The sequence below is a fragment of the Vibrio mytili genome (assembly GCF_049563345.1).
GTDB lineage: Bacteria > Pseudomonadota > Gammaproteobacteria > Enterobacterales > Vibrionaceae > Vibrio > Vibrio mytili.
This window is the reverse complement of record NZ_CP110482.1, coordinates 623,213-644,004: the sequence shown is the minus strand read 5'-3', so window position 1 is coordinate 644,004 and position 20,792 is coordinate 623,213. Positions and strand designations below refer to the sequence as shown.

Here is a 20,792-nt window from a genome sequence, read left to right as displayed (position 1 = left end):
TTTGGTAAACCGTATTTATAAAATAAATGGTCATCATTTGCTGATACTAATAAGATCGGGGGTCACTACTGTACTTGCTCTGAAAGAGAAGCTGATGCAGTGGATGATCTTGCATGTAACCATAGCCCTGTTGCTTTCATCAAGTAACCAAACACACCACCCAATAGCAAAGATGGAACAACAATTTGCCAATTGCCGTCAGCCGCAAAGGTCGCACATGATCCGATAAACGTCCCAGGAATGTAAGCGAGCCAAGTTTGTTTAGCTTGAATACACATGAAAAATGCCACGATAGCCGTGATGACGTAACCCAAAATGTCTAACCCGGCGTAAGTGGATCCATGGATGATTACTATCGCCCAAAACACACCAGTTAAGTTAGTGATTAAACTGATCAATAGTCCTTTCAGCCCACTAGTAGGTGAAGCAAAATAACTTGTGCAACCTAAAAAGCCTGCCCAAGATAAAAGTCCTAAAGAAATTGCAACCCATCCCCATACTCCAGATAAAATTCCGGTTGTGATAGATATCGCTAAAAGTGTTGTCATGGTATTCGAGCCCGCTCACTGTTATCGCACTTATACGATTGCAACAGTCTTTGTACATGAAAATCAGAAACCGATATTAGGCACATCAGCCACTACATTCGGTGATACAAATCACACTAATATAAACATTAATATCATCAATTACACCAAAAACATGACGTAACCGATAAATCAACATATTTAGATAACAGGCATTGGGCAAATAAAAATGAAAAAGGCCCTGCATATAGCAGAGCCAAATAGACGGTAATGATTACGCAACGACAAAAGAATCAAAAGATCATAGGACTGAAGGTCTCCCTTTCATCATACGTAAACCTTCGCGTTTTATACTGTCGACCAAAGGGTTTTCTTCCATATCAGCTCGCCAAATGAATGAGAGTGTACGCTCCATCTTCAGTTCTGATACATTCAGTGCGACAAGCTGACCGGACTCAATGTAACGTTCAACATCCAGATATGGTAAGCAGGTTAAGTATTGCCCATTCGCAACAAGACTTCTCAATACAGGCACGTGTTCGTATTCGCGCCAAACATCGAGATCTTCAATTAAATGATGGATAGAACTATCAAAAATTTTGCGTGTTCCTGAACCATGTTCGCGTAACACCCATTTTGCTTGCTCTAATTGCGCTAAACTGACCACCGAACTTTTGGCAAAAGGATGATGCGAAGCCGCCACGACAGTTAAATGGTCTCGACACCATACCTCTTGATGCAATCGGTTGTCATCGCAACGACCTTCGATAATGCCCAGATCGTATTTGTAATCTAATACTTCATCGATAACACACTGAGTACTTTTAACGTCGAGCGTAATTCGCATTTCAGGAAAGTCGTTATCAATAATACTGATAAGGTCTGGAACCAGGTGCTCAGCAGGCGTTTGACTTGCACACAAACGAACCTCACCGCTTAGTAAATGTTGTTCATAAAACCCCATTTCAATTTGCAATGCATCTTGTAACAAACGTTTGGCTTTGGGCCTTAACCACATTCCCCAATGCGTTAATGCCATCTGTTTACCTTGTCTTTCAAACAAAGGTCTACCAAGCATTTTTTCTAATTGCGCGAGCGACATACTTGTCGCGGATTGAGTTAAAGACAGTTTGTCTGCGGCCTGGCTTACGCTGCCGGTATCTGCAACGGCGTTAAAAACCGCTAACTGCTTGAGTGAATAGCGCAAAGTGTCCTCCCTGATTGAAGAGTTTTTCGTACTCTCACTAATGCTCCTATAAGCAATGAGGTTCATTCTACCTGCTACGTAAAACTTATCAATTAATTTGATTCACCTGGTAAATATTATCAATTTCCTATGTACATAAATTCGCCCTAATCTGGTTTGGCGATACAGGGAACGTCTACATCTAAATAGATTCATAACAAAACCGATACGTTGCTATGCATCGCTCTACCATCAATCAGAGCTTTGTTTATTTAAACATATCGATGTGAACCAAACACAAAAGAGACGAACAACGAAAACTAGCAGCAAGGAGTTCATATGAAAATTAAAACTAAGGAGTTGGCATGGCGGTGAATACTTCTGAGAATCACCAGTACTTCTCTCCCAAGGAGATGATGGCCGAGGCTGAAAAATTTGCTCTAAGCAAAGCACATAAGACCAGTGGTATGACACTAGGGCTGGCAACCATGGCCGGTGCTTTTATTGGCTTAGCTTTTTTATTCTATATTACCGTTACGACAGGAAGTGCAGGTACAGGTTGGGGCTTAAGCCGCTTAGCTGGTGGATTAGCGTTCAGTATGGGGCTTATCCTTATCGTCATCTGCGGTGGCGAGCTGTTTACCAGCTCCGTGCTATCCAGCATTTCTTGGGCGAACAAACAAATTTCTTTCGGCAAAATGCTGTCTATTTGGGGCAAAGTGTATGTTGGCAACTTTATCGGTGCAATGTTCTTATTGGCACTTGTGACTGCTGCAGGCTTATACCAAATGGACCATGGCCAGTGGGGGTTAAACGCGCTGAACATTGCGCAGCACAAACTTCACCATACTCTTATTCAAGCCTTTGCGCTGGGGATACTTTGTAACTTATTAGTTTGTCTCGCAATTTGGCTAACTTTTAGTTCGGCGAATGCAATGACAAAAGCCGTGATGACCATTTTACCCGTTGCGATGTTCGTCAGTAGTGGTTTTGAACACTGTGTGGCAAACATGTTTATGGTCCCACTAGGCATTGTGATTGCAAACTTCGCACCAGAATCATTTTGGACATCAGTTGGCGTCTCTGCAGCACAATATGCTGATTTAAACATCAGTCATTTCCTAACCGCAAACTTAATTCCTGTAACACTTGGCAATATCGTTGGTGGCGCCGTACTCGTCGGTTTATCGAACTGGTGTATTTTCCGCCGTCCAGAGTTAAAAGCCGCAAAAATCACTTCAATTACAAATACAACAAATCTTACGTCAATTAAGGATATCAATATGAAAATTGGAACACTTGTAAAAGACATCATGAACCCTGCACCGACAACGCTTAGTGTCGAAACTCCGGTCTCTGTCGCACTTGATACTCTACTTGATAGTTCGATTAACAGTGCTCCTGTTGTTGACCTAGATAATCGTTTAGTGGGCTTTTTCTCCGCGCACGATGTGATGGTAGAGCTTTGGTGCCAAGATTACATCCCAGAGGAAGGTCAGAAAGTGGTCGATCTAATGAGCAGAGAAGTGGTCGCTATTGATGCAAATGATCGTCTAGTTGATGTTGTGGAGTTCCTTTGTATTGATAAAGAGCAACTTTTCCCAACGAGTAACATGGGCATCGCTACTCGCTTCACTTCCCTTTCGCTCGAAGAACGAGCAAAAAGCATGAAAGTGAACAAGCCTCAGGTGCTTCCTGTACTTGAAAATGGCGTTATGGTTGGCGTAATAACTCGCAACGAAGTGTTAAAAGCCTTGCGCGCTATTTACGGTGAGAGAGTTAACCTGATTGAGCAAGAAGAACTAAAAACAGCTTAAACACTAACGACTGATCAAAATAACAAACGACAGTTGGCTTAAAACAAAAAAGCGCTCTTATCATAAGATAGAGCGCTTTTCTTACCTAACTACAATCGCTTATTTTTTCACACCTTCAACATGGAGTTCCATATCAACGTAGCTTGAGCTGCCCATTACTGGAATATCAAAGTCAGCCAACTCAAGACGAGTGTGACCAACAAAACCAGCACGTTCCCCACCCCATGGGTCACTACCAGCACCAACAAATTCTGCGGAAATCGTAATTGGCTTAGTAACACCATGCAATGTCAGGTCACCAATCACATCCAATTTGCCGTCGCCTTTATCAACAACTTTCGTGCTGGTAAATGTTGCCTGACCAAACTTACCAGCGTCGATGAAGTCACCACTTCGGATGTGTTTATCACGCTCAGCATGATTTGAATCCAAGCTAGTCGTATCCACAACGACATTTACTTTAGATGCAGCGATATTGTTTTCATCATAAGAAAAGTCACCAGAAAATGTGTTAAAACGGCCTTTGATAAAACTGTAACCTAGATGGCTAACTTTAAAGTTAACTGAAGCATGAGCGCCTTTCGTGTCGATAACATAGTCTGCGGCTTGTGCGCCAATCGGCAAAGCCATTGCCATCGCTAGACCAGTTGCAAAAAGTGACTTTTTCATTGTTGAGCTCCTAACATTTGTTTTTAGTGTGTTTTCCATTCAATGAATGCTTGGACTCTATCTGTGTCGGCCAAGCATCTTACGTAAGGTGTCGTCTTTATCTATGAAATGATGTTTAAGTGCTGCGATTGCGTGCAAACCAGCGAGCAGTATCAATGCCCAAGCCGCGTAAAAGTGCACTTCACCAGCAATATCAGACTGATGAGCAAACAACTCACCCGCTCCCGGAACCGTGAACCAGTTAAAAACCTCTATACCTCTACCATCTGATGTTGAAATCAAATAACCAGAAATAAAAATTATTACCAGCAACAAATACATCAAACCGTGCGCTGCTTTTGCTGCAACGACTTCGTAAGACTTGCCCTCTACCTCTGGCGATGCAGCCATGAATTTCCAGAACAGACGTATCACAGTCAAGAGAGCAAGCACAATACCGGTAGAGCGATGATAATGAGGGGCAACGCGGTACCATTCACTATAGTAACCTAGGTCTACCATCCATAAGCCGACGGCAAACAAACCTATGATGCATAAGGCAGAAAGCCAATGCATTAAACGCGCAGGAAAATTGTAGTTCTTAACCAGTTTACCCATCTCATGTTCCTAACTGTCTTTAAACTCTTTTATTTTGACTACGCAACATTAACGTATTTAGCCTATATGAAACAGATTTTTTACCATTTCTTACAACTCTACAATGTTGCACTCTCTATCAACATGTTCGAAAAGGTTGAACGTGTCAACGAGACTAAATTTACAGAATTACAGTTTCACTTCTTGCTCTATCTCGTAAAGTTCATCCGTCATTTCTAACATTCGTCTTTCCATCACCGACTTTGCATCCGCAACGCCTTGGTTGTAGTAAACTGCGCCTAATTTTTCGGTGATAAAGTCAATTAAAAATTCGCAATCGAATTGTCCGATATCAATATTCAATTCATCTTGAAGGTAATCTTGAACGGCAGTTGCTAACTGTTCTTTTTGGTTACGTTCTAACTTAATCATACGTGCCTCCTAAAAAATAGTTCGTCGTTTATAAATTGCTTTTGGTGTGTAGATCAAGAAGTTGCCGATCATCATTAGTCTATATTAAACAGACTATGCTAATCTTTCGCCGAACGTTTTGTTAACCGTTAAGGGATATTTCTTTGCTGCTCGACTTAGTCATTCAAAGTGTCAATGATTTTCAAGAGGATTGTCTTAAACTCTGTGAAAAGAATTATCCTGCTGTTCACAATCAGGGAATGAGTGAACACCACCTAGGTCTTGCATTTTCGAGGCGAATGCAACATACATTTCAACATTTTGGTCATTTATGTACGATTAAACCATTAGAAGTACTGAATGCACCTGATTTGCCTCACCACTATCGTATTTCATCTGAAATAGGAACGGTGTGGGTGCTAAGCCATCATATGGTCAGTGCTGGTAAATCGTGTCGAGATAATCTTCTTAACTCAATCACGGAATGGCAAACTGAGTACGGATATGCGCTGCAACCAAACGATCTTCTTTTTCTCGTCTGTGATCATTGGATCAGTCGGAGTAAAACAAGTCGCGAACTATTGCATTGGTGGATGGGCGAGCTTCCTGAACCTATCGATGAATACACCGAACAAGGTATTACTCTTTATAAGAGTGAATCTCTGTTAACACAGTCTCTCAACTCTCGATTTGGAATCAGCCCTTGCTACCTTAAATATGGTCACCCATTACGTCGTTCAGGCAAGAAAGTTCCTGTACGAAAGTACCTACAGCTCTACTCTGTATTACAGTGGTAGCTCAAAGATAGTCACCGCGATTACAAACGGTTCATCTATTTGTTTGAGGCTGGTCGATAAATACTGTTATATCAGTAACCAGCCCTTGCGACGAAAGCACAGCCCCCTTAGATTCTCGAATACTGAATTTACATTGGTGTAACCGCACCAAAGAGCAGGATGGATCTAGGTTGCTATATGATGACAAACGAGCGGCTACTCAGCTGTATTTCTAGACAAGAAGACGGACAGTACACCGCACAATACGATAACTTTACCATTCGTAGCGTATTTCAACCGATTTACAAAAAAGACATCTCTATTGTTGGCTTAGAAGCCTTGGTTCGTATCAATCTACCTGATGGCACTGAGATCCGTCCGGATCTGTTTTTTCATTCAAAAACAATCAACATTTCAGATAAATTGGACGTCGAGAGACTCAGTAGCATTATTCATATCAAAAACTTCGCGCAATCTCGATTTAGAAATAACAAGCTGTTTTTAAATATTTTGCCTGTCGCGGCTGAAATGATAGTGAAAGTGCCTAAGTTCGGTCATGTAATCCAAAAAACGTTTTCTTTCAGTGGGCTGAAGCAAAAGCAAGTTGTGATGGAGCTAACAGAATTAGGATCGGGCAATGAAACCTTTCTCTATAAAGCCACAGAATATTTGAGTAACAATGGTTTCCAGCTAGCCATCGATGATTATGGCGTGAACGCGTCTACGATTGAGCGCGTCAAGTCTGTTAGACCAGATATTATAAAAATGGATAGGTCTTTATTGCTTATGTACGAGGATGGTAACCAATCCGCATTAATTGACGCTTTACAGCTATCGCGCAAATTGGGAGCACAAACCGTTATCGAAGGAATTGAAACCGAATATCAACTAAATTTAATGAAAACACTCGGTTTCGATATGTATCAAGGGTACCTACTTGCGCTACCACAAACGCTAGAACGATATGACCCCGCAAAAATAGCGTGACCCTACCTGATACGATAGGTTTAGCGGCGTTGCTTACCCCGGTTCTTGTGGATCGCAAGCTTTGCTTTTAGTTTGCGTTTTTCCGAAGAACGACTCTTACGTCGACCTCCTCCACTATGCTCTGTCTCAACTTCCTCGACTAAGCTCGGCTCAAAGCCTGCCAACCACTCTTGCGGCAAACGTTGATCCAGTAAATTTTCAATCGCATGTAATAGGTATTCTTCATCACGACTCATCAACGATACAGCCAGGCCCGACTGACCAGCACGTCCGGTTCTACCTATCCGGTGAACATAATCTTCAGCTTTAAAAGGCATGTCGAAGTTAACAACCTGTTCTAACTGTTGGATGTCTAGTCCGCGAGCCGCTACATCCGTAGCAATTAAAGCGCGAACTTTTCCTTGTTTAAAGTCATCAAGGGCGCGTTGACGAGCGCCTTGCGATTTATCACCATTAATTGAAACCGCCTTAATCCCATCCAGTTTTAGTTCTTTAGCAAGTTCATCACTGCCCTGTTTTGTCTTTGTAAAAACAAGAACCTGTTGCCAGTTACGAGAGCCAATAAGATAGGCAAGCAGTTCTTGCTTACGTTTTTTATCTACTGGATATACAAACTGTTTGACAGTATCCGCGGTGGTGTTAGCGGGTGAGACTTCCACCTCCACCGGCGAGTCCATTAACTTATACGCTATTGTCTTGATACGACTTTCAAAGGTCGCAGAAAAAAGCATGGTCTGACGCTCAGCGGGCAAACGTCGCAAAATGCGTTGCAGGTCAGGCCAGAAGCCCATGTCTAACATACGGTCAGCTTCATCCAAAACGAGAATGCCTGTTTTTGAAATGTTTACATTGCCATTAAACAGATGATCTAAAAGGCGCCCAGGTGTAGCAATTAAAATATCCGCCCCTTGTTCAAGACTTTTCGTCTGTACACCAATGCTTGTGCCCCCGTAAACGCAGACAATACGTAGTTCACTATGTGTCGCATACTGAACTACGTGCTCGAACACCTGTTGTGCCAGTTCACGAGTAGGAACTAATATCAATGCTTGTGGCGTACCGTTTAACTTTTTTTGCTGCACCAACTGAATAATGGGCAAGCCAAACGCTGCAGTTTTACCCGTCCCAGTTTGAGCAGCAGCAAGCAGGTTTTTTCCTTCCAACACATGTGGAATAGACTTTTCTTGAACAGGCGTTGGATGCTTTATATTTAAACGACTTAATGTTTCGATCAACGCCGGTTTAATACCAAGCTCAGCAAAGTTAACGGTCATCATAAACCTCTTAATTTTTGGAGCGCAGAGTTTAACAGAGCACACTTGCCCATACTACCTTTGATCATAGATTCAGGATGTTTGAGTAAGGTATTTATGGTATTGAAGGGATTGACTTAAAACGTCGATGTATAGCCGTGGAAACTTTGCTTCTAATAGTAAATATTCCCGTTCCAATACTTCAAACGTAGTCATGAGATCAGCCATTCGAGAGCTACGTTGTGACATTCTATGTAATGCAAATTCAATGTTCGGCAGCTCTCGATAAGACTGAAGCCAACCGTCACTCCACATACGGCGGTGTAACAAAAGATAGCGTTCTGGCAAGGTTTCATCCACATCCCTATCTACGACTAAGTGCGCATTATTCACGAACTGCTCAAGCGAATCCTGATGAAAGGTACCCCAATGCTTTGCTAAACAATGATCCCAAAACATATCTAGAGCAATCGGCGCAAAGCGACGCGATTTACCAGCAAAGTGGCGTTTGCACTCAGTAACGATAGGATGTTGGTCGGTCGTCTTGTCAACAAAACGGTGTAATCGTACACCGTCTGAAATATCGGTTTGATATTGTTTGCTTGGATCTCCTTTTACGAAGTCTCCAAGCAAGTTACCTAACAAACTACTATTGCAGTGATCAGCAATATGAAGGTGGGCTAGAAAGTTCATTTTCGTTATGTTTGCCTTAGGGCTACATGTAACATGAACCTAGTATAACGTTTGACGGGCAGTTACGAGAATTGTATGACGATTGATATCGCCATTCATTGTTCATTGTCGTTGCTAGACGACACGTATTCCGACAAATTTAAACCAATTTCAAGTGCATCAAGCAACTCTAGGTTCTCGTCGTTTTGGTACTGGTCGCTCATAAAAGACCTCCTTTTGTACAACTGAAACAGTTATATAACGAAGCGTTCTTGCTTCTTTTTTACTGCGGCACGATATCACGCGTTGCCACAGTAGTCCCTTTGTATCGCTTTTATATGACACATTTATGACAGAAAAATCAATCAAGGAATAGGAAAAAATCATTAATTGGTTATACGGTCATGCGATTCCAGATAGACATTATCATCGTCATGCGTAGGCTTGAGTGTCATAGCGTGATTTACGGAACCAACGTTGGTTTACCCAAATGACTTCAAGATGCAGGATTTAGAACCACTAGCTCTTCAAATCGTTGCCGCGCCTGTGAACCAAGTCATTCTCGCAGACCCTAGCACCTTGAGGTTATTTGGGTATAGTGATTGCAAAAGATGATTTATTTTGAAGTGAATCCCAACTTATCTTTATATCTGCTGAAATTATGTGAAATAGCCAATTGTTTCGCTATGCTGATACTGTTCCAAGTAAATAACGGGTCAGAAACAACATTATTATAAATGAGTTTGCTTATAGAACGGTGTCGCTTGCGAAGTCGTAACTTAAAACATGTGGTTTAAGAACAAATTCTTAAAAACAAGTAATTTAAGAACAACTGCTTTAAAAACAGAGCTCCCCCAAATTCTCAAACTTTTAACACACTGAATACCCTACTTTACCGAGATATTCATTCCAATTTGCTGCTGGAAAATACTATGAATAATTCCAAAGAAACAAAAGATAATGAAAACCTTACCTGCCCACTTTGTCAGTGTGATGAATATTTGATCTCATCAGACGGAGAAAAGTTCACATGCGTATCATGTGGGTTCCACACCAAACACTTCACATCTATCCAATGTTTACACCAAACCCCCTACCTACAAAGCAAGTTCAAACATATACATACGTTAAGTAGAGTATGTCACTGAATAGTTTCGTCGCTAACTCTTACGGTGTTAGCGACGACGGTAAGGGCAACGACTAACAACGTAAAGCTCGAGATGAATAACTGTCATATTTGAGTAACTGTTCTTTTAACTCATCAAGGTGCTCAATCAGCACTACTCGTTCATCATCAACCCGATTGATCGATTCTCCATTAAACAGTTGCACAGTTTTAATCCCTGCACTTAAACCAGCTTCAATACCTTTGGGTGTATCATCAATGTACAAGCATTCACTTGGTAGAAAACCCATATTCATTGCACTATACATCAGCAAATCAGGTTCTGGCTTCCAACTGTTCGCATCAAAAGCAGAAAAGATTTTTCCTTCAAACACATCAAGCAATCCAGCTTGTTTCAGTACGTATTCCATTTTATCTTTTGGTCCATTCGAAACGACACAGTATTGAATGTCATTTGAGTCCAAAAATTGAATCAACGTTTTTGCGCCATCCATAGGGTTTAAATGCTGGGAAAAAAGCGTTTGAACTTCTTCACGATATATAGGCTCTAAAACGTCGATAGGAATGCTAACGTTAAGAAACTCTCTGATATCGAGTAGAATATCGGCTAGCTTGCCTCCTCTGAAATGAGCGATGCACTCCTCAAAGGTAAGCGAAAAACCGTATTGATTAAACACCTTAACTAATGCTTGGCAACATAAGCGCTCAGTGTCTACTAAGGTACCATCGCAATCAAAAATCACACATTTCACACCGGTAACCGCCACAGCCATCTCCCACCCTAACAGCATTTCAAATGCAAATTATTAATTATTGTCTTCAGCAATAGTATTTGAGTTTGGGATTGTTTAAACGACCAGCTTGGCATTTTGTATAAATAACCTTGAGCAATTACAGTTTTTCTAATCAAGATCACCGATTACTTCCATATTTATAGCCAAATAAACTAAACCGCATGAGTCCCGAGTTTCTTGAAAGCAATACAACAGCTCTGAGTTATAAAGGCGGGATATCAATTGAGAATAAACTGAGTGTGAATGGGGCGAATAACTAAAACGTATCTGTAAACGGGGGGGGAAATGAGTACAAGGAGTAACTTCCCGCTCTATTGGAGCGGGTTACTGAGCTGGGCTAGCTTTCTAAAATGACCGTTTCTAAAAGTTTTCCTTCACTGCTCAGCTTGTGAGCAAGCGAAACAACAATATCTTGTTGATTAACTTCAGGTACCACTGCTAAATCGGAAATCAACGTATTACCTTCAAAATGGCTCGCAACTGCGGCACCTATTGGGTTACCTTCTGCAAATACCACGTAGAGTTCAAATTCTGGCGTAAGAATAATTTGCGTCAGATACTCAATGATCATGTCTTTATCTGATTGCTGCTCCCAACGGTTTGATTGGAGAATTGAAAACATAATCGTAAGGCGGTGAAAATCGACGAGAAAAATGTCGTTTTCTGAAAATATTGACAGCTCAGAGAGTAAACTTGATTTATCAACAGAGTGGTAAGCCTGTCCATTCAAACTATTAAAGTAGATGTCGCGCCCTTTCAGACTTTCTTGGGTTGGGAATTCTACTTCAACCAAATTATAGAGCCACGCATTCTTGCGCTCTATACAGGCTAACTGTTGTGTATTCATTTGAGTACCTTGTTATGACGGGCGTAAAACAGATTGAATGTCTTTTCAATCATTTGCTGTCACCTGTTTTGGGGCATACATTAGCACGAAGCCGATCACAAACCTAGCGATTCCCGATACAGTTAGGTACTGAACCAACGGATTTCGCGATAAACAGTCGTTTAAGCTTTTCGTCTTGCTCGGTGTATCGAAACGTATCGAATTTTTTTTACTGCTATACATCATTCGAAGAAGGGGCAAACTTTGTTTTAATAGACAACGTCTGATAGATTGACGCTAATCGCGGTTTTAGTTAAGGATAAAACAATGAAAAAAAGCTTGGTGGCTTTAGGTTTAGTGACACTACTTACTGGTTGTTCTGATAATGAAGTGGGTGATGTGTCATTGGGTATGTTTACCATGAAAGACATTAAATTAAATACGCTCGTTGACCCAGAAGTTCCAGGCGTGACTTGTCATGTCGCGAGTATTGAAGCTGACTTCAGCCTGTCAGACCCAAGTGACAGTTCAATTTCATGCCGCCAAACAGGCGAAATTACCCCAGAGATGATCGCAAACGTTGATAAGAGCAAATCGGGGGAAATCGTTTTTAAGAAATCCAAGAGTATTTTCTTCAAATCAATGAAAATTCGACGCATTTACGACCCTGAGAATCAAACGTTAATGTATTTGTCTTATTCTACAAAAGAAACATCAGGTAGCTTCAAACACAGCCTTTCGACAGTCCCACTATGGGGGACAAAAGCGTTTGTAGAACCAGTACCTGAGACGAACTAGATCTTACAACAGGTCAACAAAAGTGACTAACCCATATTCAATCGCGAAACGCTAATGGCGAGTCCAGTTATTGCGCCCCTCTAATAATTGAGCCATACCCCTCGATTTATTGTTTGATTGCTCCAACACAGCCTTAGTTGGAGCAACAAACTGTACAATCCTCTCTGCCATTTATTAGAGCAGGGTTTGTTTATATTGCTAAAATGAATTTTCAACAACAATACAAACCTCATTTTCACGTAAAACGCCTTGTCTTTATGCATTCAAATGACTATTTTTAATATTATTGTATTTGTTAAGGCAAGTGTTGGATCGTTGCAAGAGAGAATAGAAAGTATTGCGCCGATACAAACCGCTTTTCCACTACATCGTTTACTTAACTCTAGTGACTTCGGATAGAGGCTGGTCACTAGCGTTGTTTGGAACTTAATCGCGCTTGTGTGCTCTACTAAGGTAAGGAGACACAGATGATTAACTTTACAGTGCTCAGTGAATACATGGACAATGATGTCGATAAGCTGATAAGTGTTTTGTCTACTTATTTAGAGAATCATGGAGATGGTTCAGAACGTATTGCTCGATTAAATTCAGAACAAAACTGGCCAGAATTACATATACTCGTGCGTGAATTGAAAAACGAGTTGGAGAGCTTCGGTGAAGATACTGCCGTTGTTGCACTGCAAGGAATTGAAAATCACGCTCGAAACAACATAGAGCCGGATAACAAAGACATAAAGATAGTGAGTCGAGAACTTCTCACTATCAATCAACAAATTTTCGCTTATTTAGATAACCAGGCTTAACAAACCGTTTTATAACGGGGGATCGTAATAATGAATAATGATAATTTTCGAGAACTTATAGATTCTCTGCCAGATTTAACTGCGGTGCAAAAACGCTATTTGTTAAATCAAACTAAAATGTCACTTGATGACGAAGCTTCGATGCTAGTTACCAACGACTTACTCACTCGGGAAGAGTTGGACGCGCTACTTGCTCCGGTAGAAAGTCCAAAATAAAAATAACATCAATCCTCTGTGAAAGAATCTAAGTAAACTAATCTCGCTACTGACGGCAGTTCGTACGAGGTGTAATCATTGACTGGTGAACTGCGATTTTCTGTTCATCACAACATTCTTACTGACTCAATACGCTTTTCATCGACTGTTCATCCCGAAATCTGCTGTAATCTTCCGCTAACAATTGATGCTGGTATCGAGTGTATGATAGTGCCTCATTAGAAACCACGATCTGATTTTCTTTCTCAAGAAGCTTTTCGGTTAAAGACTGTATTTGGTGTTTTTGTTGAACAATGTCCTCATACATCGCGACCAATCCAAATGTCGCGACAACTAATAAAGCGACGAGTACATTATTAATAACTTTGGCTTTTAAGCTCATAGTATTCCCCTTGTCCTTGAATTGCACATTCCGTGTTACAACGAACGACACATACACAGAGGCCATTGAGATAATACGAGTATAGAACAGCTATAAACAAATAGTATGACTTGGAAGGAGTTTGATTTAGTACGTCGAACATCCTTAAGTTTACTCAAAGGGATGAGCACAAGCAGTACATGACACGATCAATCAACGACTGCTTGCCTTGATTTATGCCTGCATTGCATCTCTAGCCGAAACTTGCTCGTACCATCGAGAGATATTTGGCGTTGTCGTCAATACATCAATCTTAAGCGCATTGATAGCAAACCCTATGAAGATGAAAGCGGTGATATCGACGATGGTATACCTGTCGGACGCAATAAATTTGCTTTCTTCTAAGCGTTTTTCTAATACTGGTAGGAAAGCGAGTACTCGTTGTTTCGACTCTTCACCCCACTCTTTAACGCACGTTTCTCTATCTTTATAAATTTCGGTAATGTTTCTAAACGCCTGAAAAGCGGTGTACAGCCCTTGAAACTCGACGACACGGTGCCACATTTCAACCTGTGCCCTTTCTAGCTGATTTTTACCGAAAAGGTTTAGGTTATTACTGAACTCTTCATCAAGAAAACGACAAATTGCGACGCTTTCACAAATTGTTGTACCGTCCTTTAGTTCCAACATGGGAACTTTTCCATTCACACTCTTTTTCCTGAAATCTTCCGAAAGATTGTCCCCTTCACGAACGTTTAGCGCGATACGTTCAACCTCACCGCCAATTTCATTTAAAAAAATGCTTACTCGTCTGCAACTCGGCGTCGCGGCGGTTTCATACAGTTTCATGTCAATTCCTTTTTCTTTAACTAACCGATTGGTTAGGTTATAATGTAACGAGTTTATAAACGATCAGTCAAGAATTTAACCCTCAAACATCTGATCAATTCTGTCAGGAATCGCTTGTTTCAAATGAGTCGTTCTAGGTAGGTACGCTATGGCGAGAAAAGCCAACTTCAACCGAGATGAAAAACTGCTCGTCGCAATGGACGTGTTTTGGCGTAAAGGTTTTGCCAATACTTCAATATCCGATCTTACAGACGAGCTGAATATAAACCGTTTCAGCCTTTACAATACTTACGGCGATAAACAACAGCTCTATCATGAAGCCCTAGACACTTACCTAAAACACGTTTCGTTACCATCTCTAAAAAACCTAGAAAAGGATGGAGCTTCACTGCCAGAGCTTGAAGGTTTTTTGAAATCGTTCGCCGAACTACAACATCAACGTAGTTGTGGCTGCTTTGTACAAAACGCGTTGGTTGAACATGCAGGAGAAGACAGTGATGTATTACGTAAAGGGCACTTCTTGTTTGATCACCTAATACATATCATTACAGAGGCTATTCAAAATGCCCAAACAGAGACCCTTATCCCTAGAACATTGAAGCCGCGTGATTTGGCGCAATTTATTTTGAACAATATGCAAGGCATGCGTGTACTAGGCAAAGCGAAACGTTTTGAAGATATCGACGCAGCTTTAGCATGTTTGCTTATATTAATCAGGAAGTGACTTGAGCATATGTCAATAAACGTGATAGCAATAAGACTAACAAAAGGCGCAGACCTAAAACAGAGTCTCGCAAAAATCGTATCGGACTGTGATATTCAAGCAGGTAGCGTCGCGTCTTGCGTGGGGTGTATATCCGAGCTCAAAATGCGCTTGGCTGGTGCCGAAACTGAACTGCACAAAGTTGAGTTATTTGAAATTGTATCAATGATGGCGACGCTTACACCTGACCATCAGCATGTACACATTTCTGTCTCTGACCACAATGGCAAAGTTTGGGGAGGACATTTGATGGAGGGTACGATAATTGATACCACAGCCGAATTAATCATCCATCACTACCCAGGTCTGTCATTTTATCGTGAAATGGATGAATCAACGGGTTACTCTGAACTTAAGATAAAATAACCTATTGAAAAACATCCGTAGACCAAAATAACGATAAACCATCTACTTTCTTAGATTCAATTTAAAGGATAGTTATTTATCCCAACAGCCTCCTAAGAACAATAAGCCTGCCAATAAGAGAAAGCCTGCTCAAATGCCTTATCTCGATCTTGGATTTTGGCGAATAAAACCACTGTCATTGTAGCAAGAACGGTGTTCACCATTTGATTAAGGTCTTCTTCAGGGGTGTCAAACGGGCATCGCTTCGGCACGGGCACTTCGGATAACATTTGTTCTGTCCAATAGTGAGAGGAGACACCATTAGTCTGACTTAACCATACTGTTTGGCTGACCTTCGGGTTGTATTCGGATTCACCAGACTGGCCTTTAAACGACACCACAGCGTGACGTGTTTTTCCGATCTCATGCTCCACTTCTGCGTGTAACTGTTGAAAACCAGGATGAAAACTACCACGAATACCTATCGTTGCTTGCCCGGGGTTTAGCGCTCGCACCACCGTATTGATAGGCGTTCTTAATCCGTAACGGTTTTTCCAGCTAATCATCGTTTCGGCTTGGGGCGCAAATCCACTTAAAGGCAGATATACTATATTTTTCTCCGCCAAAAGACGTTTTGCTTCCTCTGCCGACTTAGCTGTTACGATACCAAACTCATCGAGATAATCTTCTGCATGCAATCGACCAGATTGACGATCATGGTAGCCATGCATGAGTACTTTATGACCGTTGTCGGCTAAAATCTTTGCAGCAAGTACGTGCCAAGGGTGTCCTGCTGATTTACGCTTCCCTGCATAGCATGGCCAATCAATATCTGCGCCTATCGCTGGCATACGCGATTGAAATGCTTTAACGAAACCCGCAATCTCTTGTTGTGTTTCATTCTGAACACGAATTAACATCAGCAACATCGCCATTTGATCGTCGTCAAACTCGCCGTTTAGGTATTCATCCATCACTCGATAAGCTTGTTCAAAATTGAGTGGCTTCCTACCTCGCTCTCCACGACCAACTGTTCTGATACAATCCAAAATGCTGCTCATATTTCCGTGTATTCCTTTAGGTATGTTATTAACGCAGTTTGACAACTTATCCCAACACAATCAACGCTAAGTTTTGGAAATGCGTAGACAAAAAAAAACCTCTCTCGAACCGAGAGAGGTTGCACTGCTTAAAAGCCTTAAACGCTGTTAGTACAATCAAAGTAAGTAATACCCTACCCGCTCTTCGCCTGCTATGAAGAGCGGCACATCGAGTTAACGATGGACAATCGTAACAAAGCAAATTGGGGGCCAACTTTTTAAAACACCTTTTTACAATGGCTTAAGTTGCTACAAAATAATATTATTGGTATTCACTGCACTGTCAAAGTGCAAACACTACTCTTTATCGTGCAGTGTTACTTAATAAGTTCCATCACTAGTCTCGACTCTTCGTCACCGAAGTAATTCACCTCTTCCGATACGATCTCAAATCCTAACGATAGATACAAAGTTCGCGCAGCTTGGTTGTTAGGCTCAACGGTAAGGCTTACTTTAGCGCCTTTTGGAAGTGGCTCAATAGCACGACGGATTAACGACCTTGCAACGCCTTTACCTTGATGCTGAGTACTCACGGCAAGTGACATTATCCAATATTGGTTATGGTCAGAACTGGTCGTCAAAAGAAGGTAGCCTGCGACTTGATCGCAATCTTTCGCAACTAACAAGCTTTCTCCCCAACAATCAAATGCTTGTCTAAAGAAAAATTGAGGATAGGCATGTTCGCCAAACAAGGTATTTTCTAGAGTAAAAACGGCAAATAAATCGTCTTTCGTTGCGGGCTGAATGGTGATCAATTCACTGCTCCTTTGTTCTGTGACTTTCTTGCAATATGTGACTTTCTTGCAATATAAAGCAAATAGACAGTAAACCCAACCGAGGCAAAGTGCATTCATAATAGTGAGGGAGATTTGTAGCAGCTGCCTGGAGTAAGCCTTTGTTTGAATGACGGCGACTAAGGTTAAGGTTGTTTTATTAGGACTAGAAAAGAGAAATGACAACTTGGGGAAGATTCTCCGGGGAATACCTTATAAGAATAAGGTAATTCCCTGAAGTTAACGTTGCTTTATGCGAGTCAGGAACGACCCTTAGCAGTCTTTATATTAGTATGAACACCCCTGCAATCATCAGTGCTGATACGATAAAAGAACGGCCAATAATGCCAAAGCGTGAATGCTGAATCATTTCATTGTGCATAAGTAACCTCCAAATTTAAAGCTAAGAACCATTTTCAAAGCTTCGCTGTCACTATGCCAGAACCCCGTTTTTTAAGCAATCACATAAATATTACAAGAATATTACAACTCGATATCAATTTGATGAACGCTTATGTTTAATCACAAACATTTAATACACATAGAGATCGGATGACATGAACAGTCCCCAATAATCGCTCGCCCAATAGTTGCTCGTCCAATTCTCAGAGGCTGTGCCAAACTGATGACGTTGCTATTATTTTTCTCTATGCCAGCTCGGCGTTACCAATCCAATGATAGTGGTGATTAGCTTTCTTCCCAACTAACCCTTGCTCTGCTAATTGTCCAAATACATTGTCGACTTCTTCAGCAGATAACTTAAAGTGTTGAGCCACAGCCTTTTTAGTACACGTGATTTGTTTAGTTTTGAGCGCGTCACTTACTTGCTCCAACATACTTTTGGGCGGTTCGGGGTTTGATGATTCTAGCTCGACTTGTTCTACCTGCTCTTTGATATCCTCCGTGATATGAGGAAGATACCCAGCGGGTACTGGCTCTAAGTCCCGCCTGGTATCGATTGTGATGCCTTCCTGGCGTCGATAAAAGTGACGAAAACGTTGTTCTTCCCCTATCAGGCCAACAAAAAATGCGGCAAAAAAATCGAGTAAAATGGATAAAAAGACCACCAACCATAATTGCGCTTTTTGAGAACTAATACCAAACGCGTTTGCCAAACTGTCAATGAGTCCAATGACGGAACCTTGCGTCACCGGAGGTAAGCTATCGCGCTTCATTGCCAAGCTTTGCTGTTCCTCACGAAGCTTTTTGTTTTGGTCCTGGATTCGGCTTACGCCCGTAGCGATACGTTCCATCTCGATGTATTTCTGCGCGGCCTTGTTGTTTAGCTCGATCTGTTTATCTATCGCTGCAATCTGACGATTAAATGCTTCTACTTTTGCCTGTTCTACAGAAATATGGCTCTGTGCGCTATTGGTTGCGCTATTGATACCACCAATACTTCCTCCGATTGAGATGATCGCCAGTACCATGTAAAACACTAAAGCGGTAATCGCACCGGAGTAGTTTCGGTGCGCTCGACGCTCACCATACTCATACCAAGCGTAAAACTTACCCGCTTCGAAGATGACGGCCAATCCACCAAATAAAGTTCGCATCATTGGATCTTCATCAATAGACAAAAATAGCAGAAGAGAAAATATGGTCGAAGCTAAAATCGCTGCCCCAGTGAATGTATAAACGCTCACCATGGCAAATCGACCTTTTGGGTAACGATATCCAATTTGTTGTTGGTATTTCATGTGAGAAATTACTTTAGATTTGGCAACCCGACAGGCGCTCAGGGGTATAAAAAGGAGCGTGAGAATACCGTATCCTGTATTAAATTTCTGTCATAATTCCGTTAATGCAAAACAAGTGAAGAATAGATGGCCACTTTGTACTGAGATTCTGCAAATCTAGGATGTAAAATCATCATTCACCTTTGCCCGATGCACGAAACACAAGGTATTATCATCGTAGCTTTGATGCGGCTGACGACTATCATTCAAACCTAACAACAAAGTAGAATACACTTTTGTCACCATCTTTATATCTCGCCGTTACATTTGAGATGTGCATCTGTTAATATCCTTCGGCGAATCTAACCAAGTGCCAACATATGGAAAACAATCCTATACAACATACAAAGCAACGCGTAACCGCTTTAGCGATCATTATCGCGGTGTTGTTTCAGTTGTACCTTGCTTCCACTGCAGCACTTAACCCAACACAAGTACACAGCACAAACTGGCTCAACGACGTCCAAAATGAAAAGGTGTTGTTATGTACTGCCGACGGTTTTAAATGGGTAGATATCAACACCCTTATTGTCGCTAATACTCACGCGTCCTCAAGTTTTATTGAGAATCTGCATTTGCATGACACAATTCAATTTAAGTGTCCGTTGTTGCAAGCGGTTCAATTTTTTATATTTGTCGCCCTAGGACTCTATCTTGGCTCCATCCATTGGATACAACGCGCCAAAGACAGACCGACACCCTACCACTTTACTCAAAGTAATCAGTCAACTTACAAGTTTGTTGCGCCAAAGCACTCTCCACCTTTTGTTTTTCCTGCCTAGCGACTTTTTGCAAAGTCAGGTACATAAATAATCAAAACCTACCTCAGAGCTTTGCTCAAGGGTAATAAAATCATTCAAAAGGAAAAAACATGCTTAAACATATTAAAACTGTTGCTATCACTCTTGTCGCACTCATGGCCAGTTCAGTTGGCGTTGCTCACGAATACGAATCAGACGGAATTCACATTGGTCACCCATGGAGTCGTGAAGCGCCACCGAACGCGCCTGTGATTGGCGGCTTCCTTCAACTAAATAACCACAGTGATTCAAACGATGCTCTGATTGCAGCAGAGAGCCCGATTGCCGGACATGTAGAACTGCATAATCACATAAGTGAAGATGGTGTAATGAAAATGGTTAAGGTTGACGAAATCCCGGTGCCTGCAAACGGTAGTGTGTCACTCGAGCCAGGAAGCTTTCATTTGATGATTTTCAACCCGAAAAAATCACTAAAAGAAGGCGATCGCTTCCCTATGACACTGACGTTTAAGCATGCAGGCAAAGTGGACGTTGAAGTCGCGGTAGAAAATAAAGGCCATATGGAAAAACATATGAACCATTAAATATGCTTCAATAAACATACATAATTTATACAGCCCGATCATTTAGTCGGGCTGTTTTTTTAGTAAAGCTGACAATATTT

General features: G+C 41.4%; 24 protein-coding genes. 10 read left to right on the top strand and 14 right to left on the bottom strand.

The features are described 5' to 3' along the window. Positions 1-65: 65 nt before the first annotated feature. A complete protein-coding gene (locus ONE56_RS16525; RefSeq protein ID WP_041154648.1) occupies positions 66-548 on the bottom strand; it encodes a DUF1097 domain-containing protein in 483 nt (160 codons plus the stop codon). Between the two features lie 280 nt (positions 549-828). Next, positions 829-1,734: a LysR substrate-binding domain-containing protein gene (locus ONE56_RS16520; RefSeq protein ID WP_041154647.1), complete on the bottom strand. Its 906-nt coding sequence runs from the start codon at positions 1,732-1,734 to the stop codon at positions 829-831. Between the two features lie 344 nt (positions 1,735-2,078). Here ONE56_RS16520 and focA point away from each other — a divergent pair, with 344 nt between their 5' ends. Next, positions 2,079-3,530, top strand: coding sequence for a formate transporter FocA (gene focA / locus ONE56_RS16515; RefSeq protein ID WP_423841105.1), 1,452 nt, complete (start codon positions 2,079-2,081; stop codon positions 3,528-3,530). Positions 3,531-3,629: 99 nt separating this feature from the next. On the opposite strand, the gene ONE56_RS16510 is transcribed toward focA, so the two are convergent. The 3 genes from ONE56_RS16510 to ONE56_RS16500 all read right to left on the bottom strand — a co-directional run bounded on the left by ONE56_RS16510 (position 3,630) and on the right by ONE56_RS16500 (position 5,207). Beyond that, entirely contained in the window at positions 3,630-4,199 is a 570-nt protein-coding gene (locus ONE56_RS16510; RefSeq protein ID WP_041154645.1) for a YceI family protein, read from the bottom strand. Positions 4,200-4,256: 57 nt separating this feature from the next. Next, positions 4,257-4,796: a cytochrome b gene (locus ONE56_RS16505; RefSeq protein WP_423841104.1), complete on the bottom strand. Its 540-nt coding sequence runs from the start codon at positions 4,794-4,796 to the stop codon at positions 4,257-4,259. A 168-nt stretch (positions 4,797-4,964) separates the two neighbouring features. Then, on the bottom strand, positions 4,965-5,207 hold the full coding sequence (locus ONE56_RS16500) for a DUF2164 domain-containing protein (protein WP_041154644.1): 243 nt from the start codon (positions 5,205-5,207) through the stop codon (positions 4,965-4,967). A gap of 143 nt (positions 5,208-5,350) precedes the next feature. Here ONE56_RS16500 and ONE56_RS16495 point away from each other — a divergent pair, with 143 nt between their 5' ends. Next, positions 5,351-5,983, top strand: coding sequence for a hypothetical protein (locus tag ONE56_RS16495; protein ID WP_041154643.1), 633 nt, complete (start codon positions 5,351-5,353; stop codon positions 5,981-5,983). Between the two features lie 177 nt (positions 5,984-6,160). Next, a complete protein-coding gene (locus tag ONE56_RS16490; protein WP_423841103.1) occupies positions 6,161-6,949 on the top strand; it encodes an EAL domain-containing protein in 789 nt (262 codons plus the stop codon). A 20-nt stretch (positions 6,950-6,969) separates the two neighbouring features. Here the strand turns inward: ONE56_RS16490 and ONE56_RS16485 are convergent, their stop codons facing one another. From ONE56_RS16485 to ONE56_RS16470, 4 genes are all read right to left on the bottom strand, one after another. Further along, the gene (locus tag ONE56_RS16485) at positions 6,970-8,223 is read right to left on the bottom strand and encodes a DEAD/DEAH box helicase (RefSeq protein ID WP_423841145.1); all 1,254 of its coding nucleotides are present in this window, start codon (positions 8,221-8,223) and stop codon (positions 6,970-6,972) included. A 72-nt stretch (positions 8,224-8,295) separates the two neighbouring features. Next, a complete protein-coding gene (locus ONE56_RS16480) occupies positions 8,296-8,895 on the bottom strand; it encodes an ACP phosphodiesterase (RefSeq protein ID WP_423841102.1) in 600 nt (199 codons plus the stop codon). A 1,179-nt stretch (positions 8,896-10,074) separates the two neighbouring features. Then, the gene (locus tag ONE56_RS16475) at positions 10,075-10,773 is read right to left on the bottom strand and encodes an HAD-IA family hydrolase (protein ID WP_423841101.1); all 699 of its coding nucleotides are present in this window, start codon (positions 10,771-10,773) and stop codon (positions 10,075-10,077) included. Positions 10,774-11,131: 358 nt separating this feature from the next. Then, positions 11,132-11,641: a flavodoxin gene (locus ONE56_RS16470; RefSeq protein ID WP_423841100.1), complete on the bottom strand. Its 510-nt coding sequence runs from the start codon at positions 11,639-11,641 to the stop codon at positions 11,132-11,134. A 306-nt stretch (positions 11,642-11,947) separates the two neighbouring features. On the opposite strand from ONE56_RS16470, the gene ONE56_RS16465 reads away from it, so the two are divergent. The 3 genes from ONE56_RS16465 (at position 11,948) to ONE56_RS16455 (ending at position 13,437) form a co-directional block, all read left to right on the top strand. Next, complete coding sequence (locus tag ONE56_RS16465; RefSeq protein ID WP_423841099.1) at positions 11,948-12,418, top strand: CreA family protein; 471 nt, start codon at positions 11,948-11,950, stop codon at positions 12,416-12,418. Positions 12,419-12,885: 467 nt separating this feature from the next. Beyond that, positions 12,886-13,221: a hypothetical protein gene (locus ONE56_RS16460; protein WP_041154638.1), complete on the top strand. Its 336-nt coding sequence runs from the start codon at positions 12,886-12,888 to the stop codon at positions 13,219-13,221. Positions 13,222-13,251: 30 nt separating this feature from the next. Beyond that, positions 13,252-13,437 (top strand): hypothetical protein, encoded by a 186-nt coding sequence (locus ONE56_RS16455; protein WP_041154637.1) that lies wholly within the window; start codon positions 13,252-13,254, stop codon positions 13,435-13,437. A 118-nt stretch (positions 13,438-13,555) separates the two neighbouring features. Here the strand turns inward: ONE56_RS16455 and ONE56_RS16450 are convergent, their stop codons facing one another. Continuing rightward, a complete protein-coding gene (locus ONE56_RS16450) occupies positions 13,556-13,819 on the bottom strand; it encodes a hypothetical protein (RefSeq protein ID WP_041154636.1) in 264 nt (87 codons plus the stop codon). 213 nt (positions 13,820-14,032) lie between these two features. Next, entirely contained in the window at positions 14,033-14,647 is a 615-nt protein-coding gene (locus ONE56_RS16445; RefSeq protein ID WP_423841098.1) for a glutathione S-transferase, read from the bottom strand. Positions 14,648-14,795: 148 nt separating this feature from the next. On the opposite strand from ONE56_RS16445, the gene ONE56_RS16440 reads away from it, so the two are divergent. Further along, positions 14,796-15,371, top strand: a complete 576-nt coding sequence (locus tag ONE56_RS16440; protein WP_423841097.1) for a TetR/AcrR family transcriptional regulator — start codon at positions 14,796-14,798, stop codon at positions 15,369-15,371. Between the two features lie 9 nt (positions 15,372-15,380). Further along, on the top strand, positions 15,381-15,776 hold the full coding sequence (locus ONE56_RS16435; protein ID WP_423841096.1) for a PPC domain-containing DNA-binding protein: 396 nt from the start codon (positions 15,381-15,383) through the stop codon (positions 15,774-15,776). 92 nt (positions 15,777-15,868) lie between these two features. Here the strand turns inward: ONE56_RS16435 and ONE56_RS16430 are convergent, their stop codons facing one another. The 3 genes from ONE56_RS16430 to ONE56_RS16420 form a co-directional block, all read right to left on the bottom strand. After that, positions 15,869-16,816, bottom strand: coding sequence for a glycosyl transferase family protein (locus ONE56_RS16430; RefSeq protein ID WP_041154632.1), 948 nt, complete (start codon positions 16,814-16,816; stop codon positions 15,869-15,871). Positions 16,817-17,172: 356 nt separating this feature from the next. Further along, a complete protein-coding gene (locus ONE56_RS16425) occupies positions 17,173-17,607 on the bottom strand; it encodes a GNAT family N-acetyltransferase (RefSeq protein ID WP_041154683.1) in 435 nt (144 codons plus the stop codon). Positions 17,608-18,275: 668 nt separating this feature from the next. Continuing rightward, the gene (locus ONE56_RS16420; protein WP_331438523.1) at positions 18,276-19,328 is read right to left on the bottom strand and encodes a Preprotein translocase subunit SecY; all 1,053 of its coding nucleotides are present in this window, start codon (positions 19,326-19,328) and stop codon (positions 18,276-18,278) included. A 359-nt stretch (positions 19,329-19,687) separates the two neighbouring features. Between ONE56_RS16420 and ONE56_RS16415 the strand changes: the two genes are divergently transcribed. Next, a complete protein-coding gene (locus ONE56_RS16415) occupies positions 19,688-20,149 on the top strand; it encodes a hypothetical protein (protein ID WP_041154630.1) in 462 nt (153 codons plus the stop codon). Between the two features lie 89 nt (positions 20,150-20,238). Continuing rightward, positions 20,239-20,712, top strand: a complete 474-nt coding sequence (locus tag ONE56_RS16410) for a copper chaperone PCu(A)C (RefSeq protein WP_423841095.1) — start codon at positions 20,239-20,241, stop codon at positions 20,710-20,712. Positions 20,713-20,792 lie beyond the last annotated feature (80 nt).